The 17,812-nt window shown below is 26.2% G+C and carries 20 protein-coding genes; 9 read left to right on the forward strand and 11 right to left on the reverse strand.

All coding sequences use genetic code 11. The features are described 5' to 3' along the window. Position 1: 1 nt before the first annotated feature. A complete protein-coding gene (locus I0K12_RS09235; protein WP_196887348.1) occupies positions 2–769 on the reverse strand; it encodes a GLPGLI family protein in 768 nt (255 codons plus the stop codon). Positions 770–1,149: 380 nt separating this feature from the next. Between I0K12_RS09235 and glmM the strand changes: the two genes are divergently transcribed. Beyond that, positions 1,150–2,538: a phosphoglucosamine mutase gene (glmM, locus tag I0K12_RS09240; protein WP_196887350.1), complete on the forward strand. Its 1,389-nt coding sequence runs from the start codon at positions 1,150–1,152 to the stop codon at positions 2,536–2,538. 113 nt (positions 2,539–2,651) lie between these two features. On the opposite strand, the gene I0K12_RS09245 is transcribed toward glmM, so the two are convergent. Then, a complete protein-coding gene (locus tag I0K12_RS09245) occupies positions 2,652–3,548 on the reverse strand; it encodes a hypothetical protein (protein ID WP_196887352.1) in 897 nt (298 codons plus the stop codon). 41 nt (positions 3,549–3,589) lie between these two features. Then, positions 3,590–5,170, reverse strand: a complete 1,581-nt coding sequence (locus I0K12_RS09250; protein WP_196887354.1) for a serine hydrolase domain-containing protein — start codon at positions 5,168–5,170, stop codon at positions 3,590–3,592. Positions 5,171–5,295: 125 nt separating this feature from the next. Here I0K12_RS09250 and I0K12_RS09255 point away from each other — a divergent pair, with 125 nt between their 5' ends. Next, positions 5,296–5,646 (forward strand): lipoyl domain-containing protein, encoded by a 351-nt coding sequence (locus tag I0K12_RS09255; RefSeq protein ID WP_196887357.1) that lies wholly within the window; start codon positions 5,296–5,298, stop codon positions 5,644–5,646. A 185-nt stretch (positions 5,647–5,831) separates the two neighbouring features. On the opposite strand, the gene I0K12_RS09260 is transcribed toward I0K12_RS09255, so the two are convergent. The 5 genes from I0K12_RS09260 to I0K12_RS09280 form a co-directional block, all read right to left on the reverse strand. Then, positions 5,832–6,179, reverse strand: coding sequence for a hypothetical protein (locus I0K12_RS09260; RefSeq protein ID WP_196887359.1), 348 nt, complete (start codon positions 6,177–6,179; stop codon positions 5,832–5,834). 277 nt (positions 6,180–6,456) lie between these two features. Then, positions 6,457–7,215: a hypothetical protein gene (locus I0K12_RS09265; protein WP_196887361.1), complete on the reverse strand. Its 759-nt coding sequence runs from the start codon at positions 7,213–7,215 to the stop codon at positions 6,457–6,459. Between the two features lie 752 nt (positions 7,216–7,967). Continuing rightward, a complete protein-coding gene (locus tag I0K12_RS09270) occupies positions 7,968–8,453 on the reverse strand; it encodes a hypothetical protein (protein WP_196887362.1) in 486 nt (161 codons plus the stop codon). 143 nt (positions 8,454–8,596) lie between these two features. Then, on the reverse strand, positions 8,597–9,547 hold the full coding sequence (locus I0K12_RS09275; protein WP_196887363.1) for an endonuclease/exonuclease/phosphatase family protein: 951 nt from the start codon (positions 9,545–9,547) through the stop codon (positions 8,597–8,599). A 582-nt stretch (positions 9,548–10,129) separates the two neighbouring features. Then, positions 10,130–10,525: a MerC domain-containing protein gene (locus tag I0K12_RS09280; protein WP_196887364.1), complete on the reverse strand. Its 396-nt coding sequence runs from the start codon at positions 10,523–10,525 to the stop codon at positions 10,130–10,132. A gap of 81 nt (positions 10,526–10,606) precedes the next feature. On the opposite strand from I0K12_RS09280, the gene I0K12_RS09285 reads away from it, so the two are divergent. Then, a complete protein-coding gene (locus I0K12_RS09285; protein ID WP_196887365.1) occupies positions 10,607–10,987 on the forward strand; it encodes a Fur family transcriptional regulator in 381 nt (126 codons plus the stop codon). 2 nt (positions 10,988–10,989) lie between these two features. Here I0K12_RS09285 and I0K12_RS09290 read toward each other — a convergent pair whose 3' ends face one another. The 3 genes from I0K12_RS09290 to I0K12_RS09300 all read right to left on the reverse strand — a co-directional run bounded on the left by I0K12_RS09290 (position 10,990) and on the right by I0K12_RS09300 (position 12,610). Further along, entirely contained in the window at positions 10,990–11,691 is a 702-nt protein-coding gene (locus tag I0K12_RS09290; RefSeq protein WP_196887367.1) for a TauD/TfdA family dioxygenase, read from the reverse strand. Continuing rightward, on the reverse strand, positions 11,681–12,007 hold the full coding sequence (locus I0K12_RS09295) for a hypothetical protein (RefSeq protein ID WP_196887368.1): 327 nt from the start codon (positions 12,005–12,007) through the stop codon (positions 11,681–11,683). The genes I0K12_RS09290 and I0K12_RS09295 overlap by 11 nt, the downstream gene beginning before the upstream one ends. A gap of 84 nt (positions 12,008–12,091) precedes the next feature. Then, positions 12,092–12,610: a hypothetical protein gene (locus tag I0K12_RS09300; RefSeq protein ID WP_196887369.1), complete on the reverse strand. Its 519-nt coding sequence runs from the start codon at positions 12,608–12,610 to the stop codon at positions 12,092–12,094. Between the two features lie 96 nt (positions 12,611–12,706). Here I0K12_RS09300 and I0K12_RS09305 point away from each other — a divergent pair, with 96 nt between their 5' ends. From I0K12_RS09305 to I0K12_RS09330, 6 genes are all read left to right on the forward strand, one after another. Then, on the forward strand, positions 12,707–13,474 hold the full coding sequence (locus I0K12_RS09305) for a hypothetical protein (RefSeq protein WP_196887370.1): 768 nt from the start codon (positions 12,707–12,709) through the stop codon (positions 13,472–13,474). Between the two features lie 104 nt (positions 13,475–13,578). Beyond that, complete coding sequence (locus I0K12_RS09310; RefSeq protein WP_196887371.1) at positions 13,579–14,568, forward strand: tetratricopeptide repeat protein; 990 nt, start codon at positions 13,579–13,581, stop codon at positions 14,566–14,568. A 135-nt stretch (positions 14,569–14,703) separates the two neighbouring features. Continuing rightward, positions 14,704–15,738, forward strand: coding sequence for a serine hydrolase domain-containing protein (locus I0K12_RS09315; RefSeq protein WP_196887372.1), 1,035 nt, complete (start codon positions 14,704–14,706; stop codon positions 15,736–15,738). 110 nt (positions 15,739–15,848) lie between these two features. Next, positions 15,849–16,253 carry a hypothetical protein gene (locus I0K12_RS09320; RefSeq protein WP_196887374.1) on the forward strand — a complete coding sequence of 135 codons (405 nt, stop codon included), beginning with the start codon at positions 15,849–15,851 and terminating at the stop codon, positions 16,251–16,253. A gap of 50 nt (positions 16,254–16,303) precedes the next feature. After that, positions 16,304–17,074: a hypothetical protein gene (locus tag I0K12_RS09325; RefSeq protein ID WP_196887376.1), complete on the forward strand. Its 771-nt coding sequence runs from the start codon at positions 16,304–16,306 to the stop codon at positions 17,072–17,074. 62 nt (positions 17,075–17,136) lie between these two features. Continuing rightward, entirely contained in the window at positions 17,137–17,778 is a 642-nt protein-coding gene (locus I0K12_RS09330) for a hypothetical protein (protein WP_196887377.1), read from the forward strand. Positions 17,779–17,812: the final 34 nt, after the last annotated feature.

A 17,812-nucleotide genomic window follows, 5' to 3' on the forward strand; every position in this document is an offset into this window, starting at 1 on the left:
TTTATTTTTTAGTTTTTTCTTTCGTATCCCATTCAAATTCAGTTTCCAATTGTACAATTGTCAAATTCATAGAAGTTATGGTTACACCTTTTGGAAGATTTGATTTTAATTTTCTTTCAAAATCATTTAATTTTTCAATGTGTTCTTTTTCATAAGTTTCAAGGCTTCTTAGTTGATCATTAGGTAGTTTGAACATTAAATCAACTTTTTCTTTATAAGGGAATTGAATTTCTTCTACTTTCCACGAAAAATGTCTTTTTTCAGAATTATCGTTCGAAACTTCTAAAATTAAACCTGGAAGACCTTTAAATTTCCAAGGTCCTGAGAAAATAGGAATTTCTGGAGTGTACCAAGCAATGTATTTTCTTCCTCTAAAATTTAAAGTAGCTTTTTGACAATTGAAATTATGGATTTTTTTAGTTTCATCAGATAATTCCCAATTTAAAGCTGGATGGATATCTTTTGTATAGATTGTATCTGTTGTATTAATTTGGTTATAAACTTCATTTTTGAGTAAAGATTTATAAAACAAACTTTCTGAAATCTCATTTTTATTAATGCTTACACTATTTGTTTCTTCATCAAATTCTGAAGAGTTTTCAATACTGTTTTTAAAATCAATTATATATAATGAGTTCCTATTATCCGAATAAAGTACACTAGCTAATTGTGCATGTGGAGTTGTATGTGTATAACTCACCTTAATTAAATTTCCTTGAGCAATTAAGTTTATACTACTAAGGAAAAGCAGATACATGATTTTTTTCATCAGAATTTTTTTATTAATAAATATTAGACATTATCACGTTTGATTTCGTATGAAGTTATGCAGATAATCAAATCCCCCTCTCGAGAGGGGCTAGGGGTGTGTTTTGGATAAAACAAAATTTCCTCATAAGTTTTAAATGTGATAATGTTTAATGATTTAAGGTTTAAGAATTTATATCTATGTTAAAAATAGAAAAATAATTGTGAAATATATGTTAAAATAAGAATGTAATTAAAATTTAAGCTATTTGAAATTAGCAGAAAATGAATTAATTATTAACTGTAAATTAATTTATATTAAATATTAAGAATCTTAAGTGTAAAATCAGATTATTTTATCCTAAATAAACTTATATTTGCTTACAAAAATTAAATAAAAGAATGACTTTAATAAAATCAATATCAGGAATCCGTGGAACAATCGGAGGAAAAGTTAATGATAACCTGACTCCAGTAGATGCAGTAAAATTTGCTGCGGCTTACGGAACTTGGTTGAAGGATACATGTGGTAATAAAGAAGAAATAAAAGTTGTTATTGGTAGAGATGCCAGAATTTCAGGAAAAATGATTAGCTCTTTAGTTGCTAATACTTTAGTAGGACTTGGAATTCAAGTGATCGATTTAGGTCTTTCTACAACACCTACTGTAGAAACGATCGTTCCTTTAGAAGAAGCTGACGGAGGAATTATTCTTACAGCAAGTCACAATCCAAAACAATGGAATGCTCTTAAACTTTTAAACGAAAAAGGAGAATTCATCAATGGAGAAGAAGGAGCTAAAATCTTAAAAATCGCAGAAGAAGATGCATATTCTTTCGCTGAGGTTGATGATTTAGGTTCGTATAACAAAGCTGTTGGAGGAATCGATACACATATCGAAGAGATTTTAAAATTAGATTATATCAATTTAGAAGCTATCAAAAATGCAAACTTCAAAGTTGTTGTTGATGGTGTGAATTCTACAGGAGGAATTGCAATTCCTGCACTTTTAAAGAAATTAAATGTAGAATGTGTAGAGCTTTATTGTGAGCCAAACGGACATTTCCCTCATAATCCAGAGCCTTTGAAAGAGCATTTAACGGATATTTCTAATTTAGTTGTTGAAGAAAAAGCAGATTTCGGAATCGTTGTAGATCCAGATGTAGATCGTTTGGCATTGATTTGTGAAGATGGCTCTATGTTTGGAGAAGAGTATACTTTAGTTGCTTGTGCAGATTTTATTTTAGAGAAAAATAATGGAGGAAATACAGTTTCAAACTTATCTTCTTCAAGAGCCCTAAGAGATGTGACTGAGAAACATGGAGGAACTTATCAAGCTAGTGCTGTTGGTGAAGTAAATGTTGTAGAGTTAATGAAATCTACAAATGCAATCATCGGTGGAGAAGGAAATGGAGGAATTATTTATCCTGCTGCGCATTATGGTAGAGATTCACTAGTTGGAGTTGCATTATTTTTATCACTTTTAGCAGAAAGAAAAATGTCTTGTAAAGCTTTAAGAGAATCTTACCCAAGCTATTTTATGAGTAAAAATAAGATTCAATTAACTCCAGAAATCAATGTTGATTTGATTTTAGAGAACATGGCAAAAAAATATGAAAACGAAACTGTTTCTACAGTAGATGGAGTAAAAGTGGATTTCCCAACAGAATGGGTGCATTTAAGAAAATCAAATACAGAGCCAATTATTCGTATTTATACAGAAAGTGATTCACAAGAAAATGCTGATAATTTAGCACAAAGAATTATTGAAGAAATTAAAGAGATTATCTAATTTCTAGAAATATAAAATAAGAGAAAAGCTAATCATGTATTTGATTAGCTTTTTTTATTAATTTAAAAATGAGTATTTCAGTTGTATTTTAAGAGCAGAAAAAAGTAAAACAATTATCTTTCCATATTCTTAGTTTTAATTTTGTAATAAATATTTGATTCATCACAAATAATAGTTTCTTCACAGAAATTTATAATAGACTCAATTCCATAATAATTATTTATATCTTCAATAGCTTTTTTTGTCAATTCTATTAATTTTTTAGAATCAAAAGGACATTCAGAAAGTTTTAAAGTTTTTATTTTTTTAAAATCAAATTCTAAAAATGACTTTTTTTTAGAAAAATTATAATTACTATTATTCGATTTTTTAAATGTTATATCATTTTGTGAATTAATATTCAAATAGACATATTTTCTAAAATTCTTTTTTGGAAAAATACATAACCAATCTTTAATTTCATCTATAATTTCTTGACCTTGATTCTCTTTTCGATAGATATCAATTATTTCATCATAGTCTTTTTTATCAAAATTAAAAGAAAAAGAATCAAACCAATTCATACAAGAATCATCTAAATTCTCTAAAAAATCATAAAAATTCATATCAGAATTGTCTAATTTTAATTTATAAATATTTTTTTTAGTTTCTTTCCATTGATATTTTTCTTTTTTCAATACTCCTATTTTATTCCATGATACAAAATCAGATTTATATTCAATTTCAGCAAAAATTAAATGTTCTAAACAATCTAAATATGGATCATTACATTTTAAAATTGGAAGTATCATTTTCTTTTCTACATTTTTTGCAACCATATCCCAAAAAAAACCTCTATCAACACTTCCTATTTCTGAAGAAAAAGTTGGTATGAAATTTATTGTATCAAAGTGTTTAACTTCATTATTAAAAAAAATATCTAATGAAATATTATCTATAAATATTTGTTGTATTAAATCATCAAAATCTGGGTTTTTAATTTTTCGAACTTTAATTGTATTCTTTTTCATTAACAAATCTCAATTTTATATTTATTCTCAAAAATATCTTTTTATTTTTTCTTCGGATAAAAAGTCAATGTCAACTTTTGAATTTTTGGTGAATTTTCTGGAGTTAAAGTAAAAAACACTAAAATCTTTCCATTTTCACATTCTATCACAAAATCACCTCTTAATTGATTTCGAGGAAATATTTTTTCAATAGCTTTGATAGAACCAGCTTTGTCAAAAACATTTTGATATTCTTGCTCTCGTTGATTTCTAGATTTATCTAAAAAGAAGTTTTCTGCGAAAATATCACTATTTAAGCTTATTTTATTTTTATTTAATAAGTCTAAAAGCGCCTCCTTTTTTTGTTTTAAAAAATCTGAAGTCATTTTTTTTCGAGGTTGAATATTTAATTTTTCAAATAAGATTTTTTCGACTTCTTTTTGAGGAAAAGGAGAATTATAAGTCACATTTCCAAAAGACATAATTCCAATTCCATAATCAGGATAAAACGTGAAATTACTTCCAAAACCAGGAAGAGAACCATTGTGCGAGATTTTTTTGATTCTTTTACAATCCATCGAAATTCCTAATCCATACCCATATCCAATCATGCTAGCGCATTTTTCATTATTCCAGTCTCGATTCCAAGAATTTAAAAAGTTATATTTTGGTGTGTGCATTTCTCTTAAAGAACTTCTTTTTAAAATAGTATTTTCTTCACCATTTCTAGCTGGCCAAGCAGCTAAGTGAAAACTTGCGTATTTACTAAAATCTTCAATAGTGGTAATTAAACCTCCCATAGCTCCATAAATTCCATCATGAAGTAATTCTTTTTTAACCCATTTTTCATTTTCCCATCCATAACCTTGAACCAAATTATCTTGAGGAACTTCAGAATATTCCCAGTAAGTATTTTTCATATCAAGAGGAATCAGAATATTTTCTGTGATATAATTTTGATAAGGTTGTCCTGAAATTCTTGTAATAATTAAACCTAAAAGCGCATAACCAGTATTACTATATTCATATTCTTGCGATGAAACTTTAGAAAGTGATAAACCATTTTTTATTAAATCTAAAAATTCAGATTCTTTCATATCTAATTGTCGATCTCCCCAAGGATTGTCTTCTGGAAGTCCAGCAGTCATAGTAAGTAAATTTTCAATAGAAATTTCAGGCGAATCCGTAGTTAAATAGTTTAAATTTTTCAATTCTGGAATATATTGAATAGCTGAATCATCTAATTTTAATTTACCTTCATCTCTAAGTTTTAAAATAGCCATTGCTGTAAAACTTTTGGTAAGAGAAGCGATTCGGAAAGAAGATTTTGTCGAAGTCGGGTTTTTTTTATCCAGATTTGAAAAACCAAATGCATTGGAAATTATCAAGGAGTCATCAACTACAATTCCATAAGCAACTCCCGGAATATTCTTTAGATTTTTATGTTCTTCAATTTTTTGTGCTATTTCTTGTTGAGCAGATTTGATTTTCTCGATTCTTTCGTCTTTTTCAAAAACGGTTTTTTTATAATTATCAGTGGTATTTTTTTGAGTTTTTAAGTTGGATTCTTTCGGGTTTTGAGAATCACAAGAGATAAAAAGGATCGTAATAATTATGAAAGTTAAATTTAAAAGGTTTTTCATTTTTGATATTTTATTTTAACGAAAGACAATGAAAAAAACAGTTTGTTACAATTTGATGAATTTAAAATGAATATTATTACAGATGTGTTTGAAAATCTTATATTTGATTTTTAAAATAAAATTATATGAAAAAATTTATACAAGCTTTAAAAAAAGTATTTGAAATAGAAGAAACAAAACCAAAAGTAGAAGAACAGAAGGAGGAGAATCCAATAGTAAATGTTCAAATATTAAAGGGTGAAACTTTTGATATAAAAATGCCAAGATATTTCGAAGATAATTTTGAAGGAAAAGTAGTCCAATATTTTTTTAATGTTGGGGATATTATTAAAAGCGGAGATATTATTGCTGAAATTGAAACAGAAAAATTTACTATTGAATTCGATGCACTTTATGGAGGAAAAATTATTTGGCTTTGTGATCTTGAAAAAGACATGAAAATTGATGATCTTATGATGAGAATCGAGGGAGTTTAAATTTAGCTTAAAAAAAATACTCTAAAACTAAAGATAATCACGATTCATTTTGTATTCATGTTTACATATTATCAAGTTCCCCTCTTGAGAGGGGCTAGGGGTGTGTTTTAAAACAATTAAAACTTTTTCATAAGATTTTAATGTGATAATATTAACTAGTTGAAATTCAATAGGGTTATTTTCTTCTAAAGAAAAGATTTTACTTTTTGAGGTTTTATACGATTGTAAAAACTGAAACTATATAAACCAATTATTACAAAAATTAAACTTTGCAAAAATAATAATGAAATACCTATAAGAACAGTATTCAAAAAGTTTTCGTTGTAATTTTCCGTTCCGTAGTCTCTGTGAAAACTTGTGGTCAAAATGACAAAATATTCGTAAAAAGCTCCGATTTTTAGAGAGAAAACTACAAGAATCATATACCAATATTTCGTTCCAAGTTTTTTAATAAATAAAGAAAAGGGAAGAGCTGTAGTGGTGATAAAAAGAATCCAATAGAAAATAGCATAAGGTCCATTAGATCGATTCATGATAGCTGTATTTTCATTTGAGAAAAAAGCTAGAAAAAGAAAATGAGTCAGTGTGATAATGCTATAAGAAATGATAATATATCGAATTACATTAAGAACTTTTCTGGTTGGAAATCGGTTTTTAAATATTTTTTCAATGAAGAATAAGATTAATAAAGCCGGAATTAGGCAATAAATTAGATTTACGTCGATTATTCTTAAAATTGAGTCGTAAGTGTTCATTTGTTTAAAAAAGGTTTAAAAGCGTCTAAATATTGTTCTTTTTCAAATTTTAAAATTAGTTCGCTATTTCTATTCGTTTTTCAATCTTTTTCCATTTTAAAGAATGTAAAATTTCCATAACTTCTTCATCTGTCAAGTCTCCTTGATTCATCATTCCTAACCACAAAGTACTACCAAATTGTTTTTTATCTATTGGAACTAATTCCACACTACTTGGATTTTCTATCTCTTTCCAAGTTTTGATAATTCTGATATTATTATCTACAGTATCTACTTTTTGCTTACAATATAAATAAGTTTGTTTTTCCGCTTCATTTATAAGTAAGGGAAGATTATATTCTTTGCCTTTATAAGTTATATTATAATAATATTTTACAGAGTCATTCATTTCCCTTAATTCTAATTTTTCAATATTTTCTTTTAAGTTTTTAATTGTTGGAGCTTCAGTGTTTTTATCAATATTTTCTTCCATAAGAATTCTACGAAATTCAATTAGGTTCTCAAATTTTAATTCTGTTTCCCATTTTTTGAAAAGTTCTTTTTTAGAAATAAAACCAGAATGTGAATACATTCCATAATCAAAAATCAAATAGGAATCTTTGTATCGAATTTCTCCAACCCAAGAATCAATCCCATTTACTTTTTTGTGTTTATATTCCTTTGGTGTTACCAAACTAAATTCACCAAAATTAATAATATGTTTTTTCGGATTTTCATGTGTTAAATAAGTAACTCCTGAATTAATTTTTGGAGAATCACAACTTGAAGTTAAAATAGAGCAGAATAATAATAGCAATAGTAATTTGTTTTTCATAGATCAAAAACTGAGGTTTGTTTATTTTTTACAAATATGAGTATTTTAGTTTTACTTCTATTCATTAATTCGTTTAATTATGTTTAAAAATATACAGATAATTAAGTTCTCTTCTTGAGAGAGTCTAGGGTTGTGTTTTAGATTAAATAAAATTGTTACTTAATATTTCAAATGAGATATTCTTTATTAAATGAAATAATTAGAATTGTTTAAATGTGATAAAGGAATTAGTTTTAAACTTTATTTGATGTAAAGTATTGAAATATAATGTGTAATTAAATGTTGTTTTAATAATGAAATTAATATAAATATTTTATTTAGTTAATCTATACTAAAATATTTAAAATAAAATAATTATATATGTTTAATTAAAGTTAATAATAGGCGGAAATAAAACAATTTGTTTTTAGTTTTAAAAATAAGTTTTAAGTGCTAAAAAGTATAAAGATTCATGTTAAAAATAGATGTGAAATATAAATTTGCAGATAAGGATAACTGATTGTCAAACTTCCCTTCTTGAGAGCGTTTTGGGCTGTGTTTAAGTTCTAAGAAAACTACTTAAATAAAATTTTCGGTATGCTAATTATTAATCTTAAAATTGCTTTCAAAAGTTAAGATTTGATGTTTAAAAACTGTTTTAACTTTAAAAATAAGATTTAAGAAGAGTTTTAATTTAAAATAAGCTCAGTATTTGAAATATGAGAAAATGCTCTTAAATCTTCTAAAAATAGCTTTAAAGTCGAAAATAAATTCTATTCTAAATAAATTTTCTCAGGAATCATATTTATTTTAGGATTCGATTCGTTGTAAAAAATGGTAATACTATCTCCAGCTTTTACAATAGAATCAAAATATTTATAAAAATATCCTATATAAATTTCTTTAAAACTTTCAATTTCTAAATTATCATTAGTTTTAAATTTATATTGAATTTTAAAATTGTCTACACTGTAGCCTTCATAGAGTGGAGTATAGATTTCTCTATAAGCATTTGTCACCAAAGATTTTGTTCGAATTCCATTTTCAATCAGATTTTGTTTTTCTTTTTTATCATTGACAAGTATAATAATTCCAGAAATGATTATAAATGACAAAAGAAAACCAAGTCTTGTAAATAGTTTTTTATTTGATCTTTTTTTAGGACGTTCTTTTTTGTTTAACTTTTCGTAATATTCTCTTCCCCTTGCTGTGTGATAATCATTAATTTCTTCTTCAAAAGACCTTTTTTTAAATATCATAAATTTAAATTTTTGGGATTCATTCAATTTTTCTTGAAATATATAACAAAAAAATGTCCCTCCAAAAAAGAAGGGACATTAGGCAATTATTTATAAACTCCATGAAAATTATTGCCTGAATATATGGAACTCATTTAAATTTTTTATTGTAAATCAATCGTTACAACAATTGGGTTATGATCAGAAATTTTTTCATCGTTTGTTTCCAAAATTTCCGTTTTAATTCCAGTTTTTGTTGTTAAACCAGTCGAAACCAAAATATGATCTATCTGTTCTGGCTCACCTTGATAATTGTAGGTCCAACGAACATCATAATTTTCGAAATATTGACTTTGCCCAGTTTGAATTAATTCTTCATAAATATCATCAAAACCTCTAAGTCTGTAAAGAGAAGCACTTTTCTTTTGCGAGTTCAAATCTCCGGTTACAATAACATTTCTTCCTTTGTTCAATTGTTTTACAACAGCTCTTCTTGCAATATTTGCTTGTGCAATTCTTTTCATGTCGCTTTCATATCCTTTTCTCTCACTGATGAAGTGTAACACAAAAATATCAATCTCTTTTCCGTCAATAGTTGCAGTAACTTTAAGACCTTTACTGATTCCTGTTTCTCCTTCCCAGTCTCCATCTGGCTCTCCAAAATAAAGAGATCTTCCAGGAATTTCATACCACATATCTTTCAATGGATATTTTGAAAAAACAGCAACATTTTGTTTTGTAAATCGATCTTTACAATCACAAACTTCATAATATTTGTAATCCACACCGATTTTTTTTAATTCGTCTTTTAAAACTGCTAATTCTTCACGATTTCCAACTTCTGTAAGCGTTAAAATATCTACATCCATTCGTTTAATCATTTTTGCAACATTTGCAGAAGCTTCCTCGAATTTTGCAGTTCTGTTTTTATCATCATTCCAAAAATCTTGTACGTCCTGTGGTTCATCTTTGATAAAGAATTTTTTACCAAATTTGATATGTACTTTCGCTTTGTTTAAAAATTCAGCATTGAAAGTTCCAACTTTTAATTTTTGAGAAACAGCAGGGAAATATGCCAATAAACCAATGATGGTTACTAGTAAATATCGTTTCATGTTTTTAATTTTAGGTTTATATATAAAGTTTAAAGGTTTAAATTATAAAATTTACTCGTTTAATCTAGAGCCTATTTAAATTTATATCAAAAAAAATTAATGCTTCTTAAAAGCTCTTTTTTGTCTTTTTTCTCTTCCATAGCGATGCTATGCACTCCAAAAAAGCCTTCTAAATAGCATTTTAATAAGCTATAAAATAAATTCTGATACAATTTTAAACAGGCTCTTAGAATCATAAGTTGTTTTTGTTTTATGATTTTGTAAAATAAATTTAAACATTATCAAATTCCCCTCTTGAGAGAAGGGCTGTCAGGTTCTCCTATTTTTTTAATTAAAACCTGGCGCACTTTTGTAAAGTGTGCCCATTGTTTCTAACATTTGTGTGGTCACGAGTTACAAACTCGCGCCAGCGATCATCAAAATTCGATAAATCAAACCAGAACTTGACAGCCCTGCCTCTTGAGAGGGGCTAGGGGTGTGTTTTAAAATTATTAAAACTCACTTATTTGATTTCAAATATGATAACGTTTAGTGGAAAATTAGTTTTTTTCTTGAGAGTAGATTTGCCAGATTCAAATAATTTTAATGACAACACTTATCATCACTACATTGACAAAATTTCAAATTGTAGATGTGTAATCCGACCAAAAGTAAAGAAGCTCCATAAGTGAAAAATTCTTCCAAATGAAACCATTCTTGTTTTTCATTTATAATTAAAGAACATAAAATCACCCAATTTATCCAAAGTGCAGGTTTCATAAAATTCTTTGAGGTTGTTTGCGTGGAGCGATACACTGCAAAAAAAGATAGGATTAAGAATAAATAATCTATGTTTTGCCACCAAATTGGTGCTGACTCATGATTTCCTGCTGAATAAGATTGCGTGATAAAAAGTAGAGGAGTAGCGATGCAGTGAATTAAACATAAAATTCCTGCCAATGCTCCAAATGTATCCGATTTGTGTAAAGTTATTTTCACTAGATATAATATTAATGCAACTGAGTTGCAAATATAGCTATTTAATTTGTTATTGCAACTCGATTGTAATAAATTTGCTCCATGGGAATTATTAGAAAAACACAATCTGTAGCGGTTTTATTAAAGGAATTTGAAAATAAACCAAATGCAATTTCAGCAATTGAATTAATTAAGCGACTTAGTTCAAAAATTAATAAAACGACAGTTTATCGTGTGTTAGATAAATTGGAAGATGACGGAGTTTTGCATTCTTTCTTAGATAATAGTGGGATAAAATGGTATGCAAAATGTAATGGATGCTCGAAAACAGGACATATTGATATGCATCCACATTTTCAGTGTTTGAGTTGCGGAAAAGTAGATTGTCTTTCTGTAGAAGTAAAAATCCCGCCTATACCAAACCGAAAAATAGAAGTTTCTCAGGTTTTGATACAGGGGAGATGTGAGAGTTGTAATGTTTGATATCAGGAATTAATCAATGTAAAACGAATCCTTTTTAGTAATCTATTTGAATCTATTTCAAAACTTTCTCTACCATGAAGAAATAAATCATTTCTAAACAAAATTAATTCTCCTTTTTTCAAATTGATTTTAAACGAGTTTTGAATGAAAATTTGATCCAGTTTATTTAAAATCATTTTTTCAGACGTATCTAATTTTGTAAAAGATTCCATGGTAATTCTATCATAAAAAATACTTTTTGTCTGATTATCTATTTCTAAAATAGGTTTGTAAATTTTTCGAAACCACCATTTTTTCGTAGTTAAAAGTTCAATTTCAGACTCAGATAATTGTTTTAAAATAGATTCTAAATCCACAAAAGTATTTGCTCCTTCATTATTTTCTGCTGGTTGAACACAGAGTAAACCTATACAATTAGGAACTTTTTCATAATCTGCACAGTCGGTATGCAGCGGAAAAGTATAATTGGAATTTGCAACAGATTTAAAATATCCTTTCTGTTTCATTACTTTGACATCAAAAACAGTTTTGATTTTATTGTTTTTAAAATCTTCAATCGGAATTCCAATGTTCTTTATAAAATTGGACAATTTTTCATCTGATTCAGGGAAATTCTCAATACAAATAATAGAATTTGAGGTTTCTAAATCTTTAGAAATTTGAACAAAATCAATTTCTTCTGAATAATTATAATTAATTAACAAAACCAATGGATTGATTTATCATAAGACTTAATGAATTATCATTTCCATTTTTTTGGAATTCAGAGATTTTTTGATCCAAATCGTCTATGAATTGGAATGAAGAATAGGATTTGTCATTACTTTTAATGTAGTATTCACAAGGTATTTTTTCAATTTGATTTTCATCTAAAATAAATTCTTTAAATCGTGGAATGTTTTTTTCTTCATGAATTTTATCAAACAATTCTTTGATTGGAGCATTTTCATCAATATCATATTCTAAATATTCAATTTCATTGTCTCTTTCGTCCATATCTGGATAAAGTTCTATTTTCATTTTTTTGGAAAGATTTTAATTTTTGTTAAAACTACATTTTTAGCTTTGATTCTACAATCTTTTGATGATTTTAAATGTTTGTAATCAATAATCTTTTACTTTTTTAATTTTATCTATTATTTCTAAATAATCCTCATCGTTCAAATCTGTACGAATCAATTCAAATAATTCTTCGACTAAAAGAGTGTCTTTTTTAACTTTAATAATTGCCGGAAAATTCGTGTCAATTTTTGAATTCCATTTGATCATTTCATGAACAACGGATCTTTTTATATCGCCAACAATTTTTGGTCCGTCATAATAAACTTCCATTATTTCAAAAGGTATTTTCGGAATTAAATTCTGTTGGATATTTTCTTGAGTTGAATTCTTCGTAGGATAAAATAAAATTATTTTATTCTCATTTTTTAGAATCCAATGATGCAATTCTTGTATATATTTAAAATCCTTAAAAACGAATCTAGAAATAATTATTAGAATAATCAGTCCAATGCTAATTTGAGTATAATTATTTGTCAAAATTCCCCAGAAAAGAAATATAAAAGCAATTAAAATCAATAAACTCTTTGATTTCAGGGTAGAGAAATATTTATTTTTCTTCAATTTTATTTTATTAGGTTCTCAAAAATAAATAAACTATTTGAAACTTTTTGAGGATAAAAAAATATTAATTTGGTTTTATGAATAAAATAAATTGAAATGAAACATACTTATATTTTACATTTTAAAAACTCGAAAATTTCTAATGCTGAACTTCTCTTTGATTTAGATAGAGAATTGAAAACTTTTGAGATTATCAATGAATTAAATGTAAGAGAAACAAAGAAAATTAAAGCTTTGTATCAAGGAAAGCTTTTTGAAATTACTTTTGAAATTTTTGAAAATTTTCCAGAAACTATTTGTATTCGAACAGAAGAAAAATATAATCTTGAGGATAGAAAAGAGATTTTAAAATTACTTTGGAGATTGATGCATTGGAATTATAAAGTCGACTATAGTCAAATGGAAATTTTAAAAAAAGATAGTTTTGATTTAATTAATGAACGATTTGAAAATCGTTTTATCAATCCGAGTAAGATTCATGCTCTTTTGAAAACTAAAATCGATCCAATTGAATTTGAATTTTCTGAAGTAAAAGATGATGATTATGATCTGATCAAAGCAAGTATTTCTCTTGATAAAGTGAATTCATTAGAAGAAGCTTGGATTAATTTCTGTCTAAAACTTGATTATGACCAATGGGATACTATAAATAATGAATTTGTGCCAATCAGACTGGAAGAATATAAATCTGATTTTAATGAGTTTTTAAATCATTGGCAAATTCCGGAAAATTCGACGAAATTAAATAATGAAAACTCTATCCGAGGAATTCTAAAGGTTAGAGAATCTTGGGATGTTTTGGAATTATTGATTTTAAGAGAAAATACGATAGATTATTTAGGAGTTTTTATTTGTGTTGGATAGAATGTGTTTTTTCTGTTTTTAAGTTCTATTAATATTTTTGAAATACTTAAAAAAGCATTTATATTTGAGGTAATTAACTGATAAAGAAAACTAAAAAAATAAAAATGATCAAGAAATTACTATTACTTTCAATCGCTTTAATTTTATCAAATTTCACATATTCTCAAAGTGAAATAGAAGCAGAAAAAGCTTTAATGAATAGAGAATTTAGTAAAGCAAAAAAACTTTATTCTGAATTATTACAAAAAGATCCAGCAAATTCGGATTATTATCTTCAAAGAGGTGAGGCAAATTTTTATTTAAACCTGATAGAAGAATCCTTAGGAGATTATAATAAATCGATAGAATTAAACAATAAATCTTCAGATGCTTACGACAAAAGAGCTTTCTTGTATTTCTCTTTAAATTATTTTGATTATGCTATTTTAGATTGCAATGAAGGCTTAAAACACATTAAAGAAAATAAAGAATTACAAAATTCATTATTAAATATTAGAGCTGATAGTTATAGAATTATTGGTCCAAATCAAAATGCATACAATGATTATAAAAAGATTCTTGAAAATAATCCAGAAAATGGATTGAAAATAAATTGTTATGTAAATATTGCCAAGGTTTTAAGTTCTCAAAATAAAACACCAGAAGCAATTAAGTATCTTGAGGAATTGACAAAATCATTTCCTGAGTTCACTGTTGGTCATGTTAATTTAGCATTTCAATATTCTAAAAATGAGCAATATGAAAAATCAATTGAAGAAAATAATTTAGCTGAGAATTTGATTAAAAATAAAATTGAAAACAAAATTGAGGGTGTCGAAATAAAAAGTGAAACTTCTTTACTGGCTTTAGTTTATAATAATAGAGGTTATGCTAAATATAAAATTTACAAATATTGGGATGCAATAGAGGATGTAAATAAGTCATTGTTTATTTCTCCTGAAAATTCATATGCATATAGAAATAAAGCACTAATTTATTTTGCTATAGATAAAAAAGATCAAGGATGTCAAGCTATTGAGAAAGCTATAGAATTAAAATTTGTTGAAAATTACGGTGATGAAATTCTAATTTTACAAAAGAAACATTGTAAATAAATTTTTAAATGAAATTTGGAGTAAGAAACAATTAGGTTTAGCTGAATTATTTTATTAAAACAGAAATGTCAACAATACTTATCTAAAAATTTAAAATATAAAAAGAAAGATTATTCTAGTAATAATGTAAAACAAATGAAAAAAAAGCAACACAAAAAGATATTTAAAATTGTTCTATTACTTGGGACTATAATTTCTTTATATTTTGTTCCTTGGCTTTTGGTTAAAGCATGGATTCTGCCTTTGCCAAACACAATTCAAGAACAAGCAGACGAAGCTGTTAATCATGGATTTGATGGAATGATTGTTTATGTAGATAAAACAGGACAATCACCTCAATATTTTACATCTGGTTGGCATAATCGAGAATCAAAAATTCCAACGAAATCAGATGCTTTATTCAAAATTGCAAGTATTAGCAAATTATATGATGCTGTTGCTGTCACAAAATTGGTTAATCAAAAAAAATTATCTCTAGACAAAACAATTGCGGATTATTTTCCTGAGCTTGAAGGGGAGATTGAAAATGCAGATAAAATCACACTTCGAATGATGGTGCGGCATAGGAGTGGACTTCCAAACTTCACTGATACTCCAAATTTTTGGTCGTCTCCAACTCAAACTTTTGAAGAAAGTATAGCTTTAATTTTAAATAAACCAGCTAATTTTAAACCGAATGAAGGTTATGAATATTGTAATACAAATTATCTTCTAATCAATAAGATTATGGATAATACATTGGGTTATAATAATTTTAAGTTCATTCAAAAAGAGGTTTTACAGCCACTAAATCTTAAGAATACTTTTGGTTCGCTAAATGATGTGAATCTAGAAAATGTAATGAGCGGTTATCATGTTGGTCATCCGCACGATTTAAAAGCAGATGAACATGGAATGTTAGCTACAGCTGAAGATGTTGCTATTTTCTTAAGAGCTTTAAATGATGGTTCTCTATTTACCCAAAATGAAAAAGAAATTTATGCTTCTCTATATGAATTTGAACATGGTGGTTGGGTTCCAGGCTATCAAAGTTTTGCTAAATATTATAAAGATCTCGATGCTGTTGTAATTCAATTTTATAATACAACTGATTCTAAATTATATTATTGGAATTTATCTGAAATAATTAATAATCGAATTTATAAAATATTGAAAAATCAAGAGAGATAAGTTTAATAAAAGAAGAGTTGACTGGATTTTAAACAAATAATTTTTGAAGAATTCTCTGTTTTCAAGAAGGAATATATTCTATAAAAAAGTAGATTTACAAAAAATAGAAAATGAAAACAAAAGAGTACTACTTAAAAGAATTTCCTAATTCAGATCTAAAATCTGTTTTAAAAAAGTATTGTGATTCTGGTGTAAATAATTTTTGTGTGTATTTTAAAATGGATGAAAAAAAGTTTGCAGATAGTTTATTTTCAAAAGAAGTAAAAAGACAAAAGACGGATTCTTACATTTTATATTTCCCAACTTTAGATCAAATTATTGAGGAAGCTATAAAATCTTATAATCACACTTTTTATTTTGTAATTTTTATAAAAAAGAACTTTGATCAAATTAATTTCAGTCATAAATCTGTTTTTGAAAGAACAGAATTTCAACTCTTAAAAAATGAATGTGTTCAGTGTGTGATGACAAATGATTTGATGGGAGATGGAAAATTGAAGATGATTTATAAATAATTGGTTTGTAGTGTGAAGAGAAAATTTATATATTACCGAAAAAAATATTTATGAAAAAGAAAATACTACTATTCCTAATGTCTATTATTTTAATATCGTGTGGAAGAACTAAAGAAGAGAAAAAACTGTATGGAAATTGGTACGATATAAATGAGAAAATTAATATAGAAATTGATGAAGATTCTATTAAAATTTTTGATAATGATTTTCAAAAAAATAAATGGAATGTCTCAAATAAAAAGCTTCATTTTGATTATAAACCATATTTATCAGATACTATAATAAAATTATCTAAAGGTTTTGCGTTTACAGAAAATGATACTTTAGTAATGGATGGGCCAAATGGTCCTTCAACAAGCTTTAAATTTATTCGGTCTAAAAATTATCTTGATTTTCTTTCAAAAAAACATCAGGTTATTTTTGATTTAAAAGAGTATAAAAATGCAAAATATAATTCTCGTAAAGAAAAATTAGGGTTGAAAGTATTTATAGGATATAGAAATGATACTATAATTTGTAAAACGGAATTTTCTGAGAATCTTGATAATTTAGATAAGGATTGGGAAGAAAAGTTAGATTTTAATTTAGAAGATTTTTATATTAATTATAGTGACGCCACTCATATAGTAGATTTTGAAAAATGGCAACAAATAGCTCCTTATTACAAAGTTTTTGTAGATAAAAATATCCCTCAAGATTCTGTAAAAAAATGCTTTGAGAAAATGAAAAATCAAAAACCTTTTAAAATTTATATGGTTTCTAAAACAAAAGAAAATAACTATATAGATTTTACAAATATGAAAATGATAGAAATCGATTGAGATAAAAGAATTGAGATTGATTAAATAGTGAAAAAAGATCAAGGTATTTCTAATAAAAAGTTATGAAAAATAAAATCTGGATAATTTTAAGTTTCCTATGTCTCTTTGTGCTTTTCGGGTATGAAAATGTACCTAGTAAAAATAATAATTGTAGAAAAGGAAGTTATTCGTATAGTGTAGCCAATTATAGCCAAGAGTTTTTAATTAAAAAAGAATATAGTTCTCTTTTTGATTCATTACTTCAGGAACCTGTTTTAAATTATTTTTGTGAGACTAAAATTAAAAAATTACCTGGAAGAAACAGTCTTTTCAATAGAGAAACAAAAAATGCGATCGATATTGAACCGTTTTTTATCGATTTAAAAAATATGAATGGTTTATATGGGTATAGACATTGGTATACAGATTATAAAAGAAAAAATTATAGATTTCTGTGTGGTTATATTCATCATTTGTTCGTTATTGCTGATGATCGATTTTATCCTTTAAAAGATGATTCTACTTATAATGTAAATCTTTTGAAGTCAAAACTAAACAGAACTTTTAAACAAGAACAAATTGATAGTATGATTTCTTTTGGAGGAAAGAATGATGATTTTTGTTCACATTTAACTTATGTACCTCCTGTTTTAATAAAAAAAGATACGGTAGAATTGTGGAATACATTTGAAGAAAATAAAAAGACAAATTCTGAAAAAGAATAATATATCAAAATATAATTTTTAACCCCTTTATTTA

Source organism: Aureivirga sp. CE67 (genome assembly GCF_015767245.1).
Taxonomy (GTDB): domain Bacteria; phylum Bacteroidota; class Bacteroidia; order Flavobacteriales; family Flavobacteriaceae; genus Aureivirga.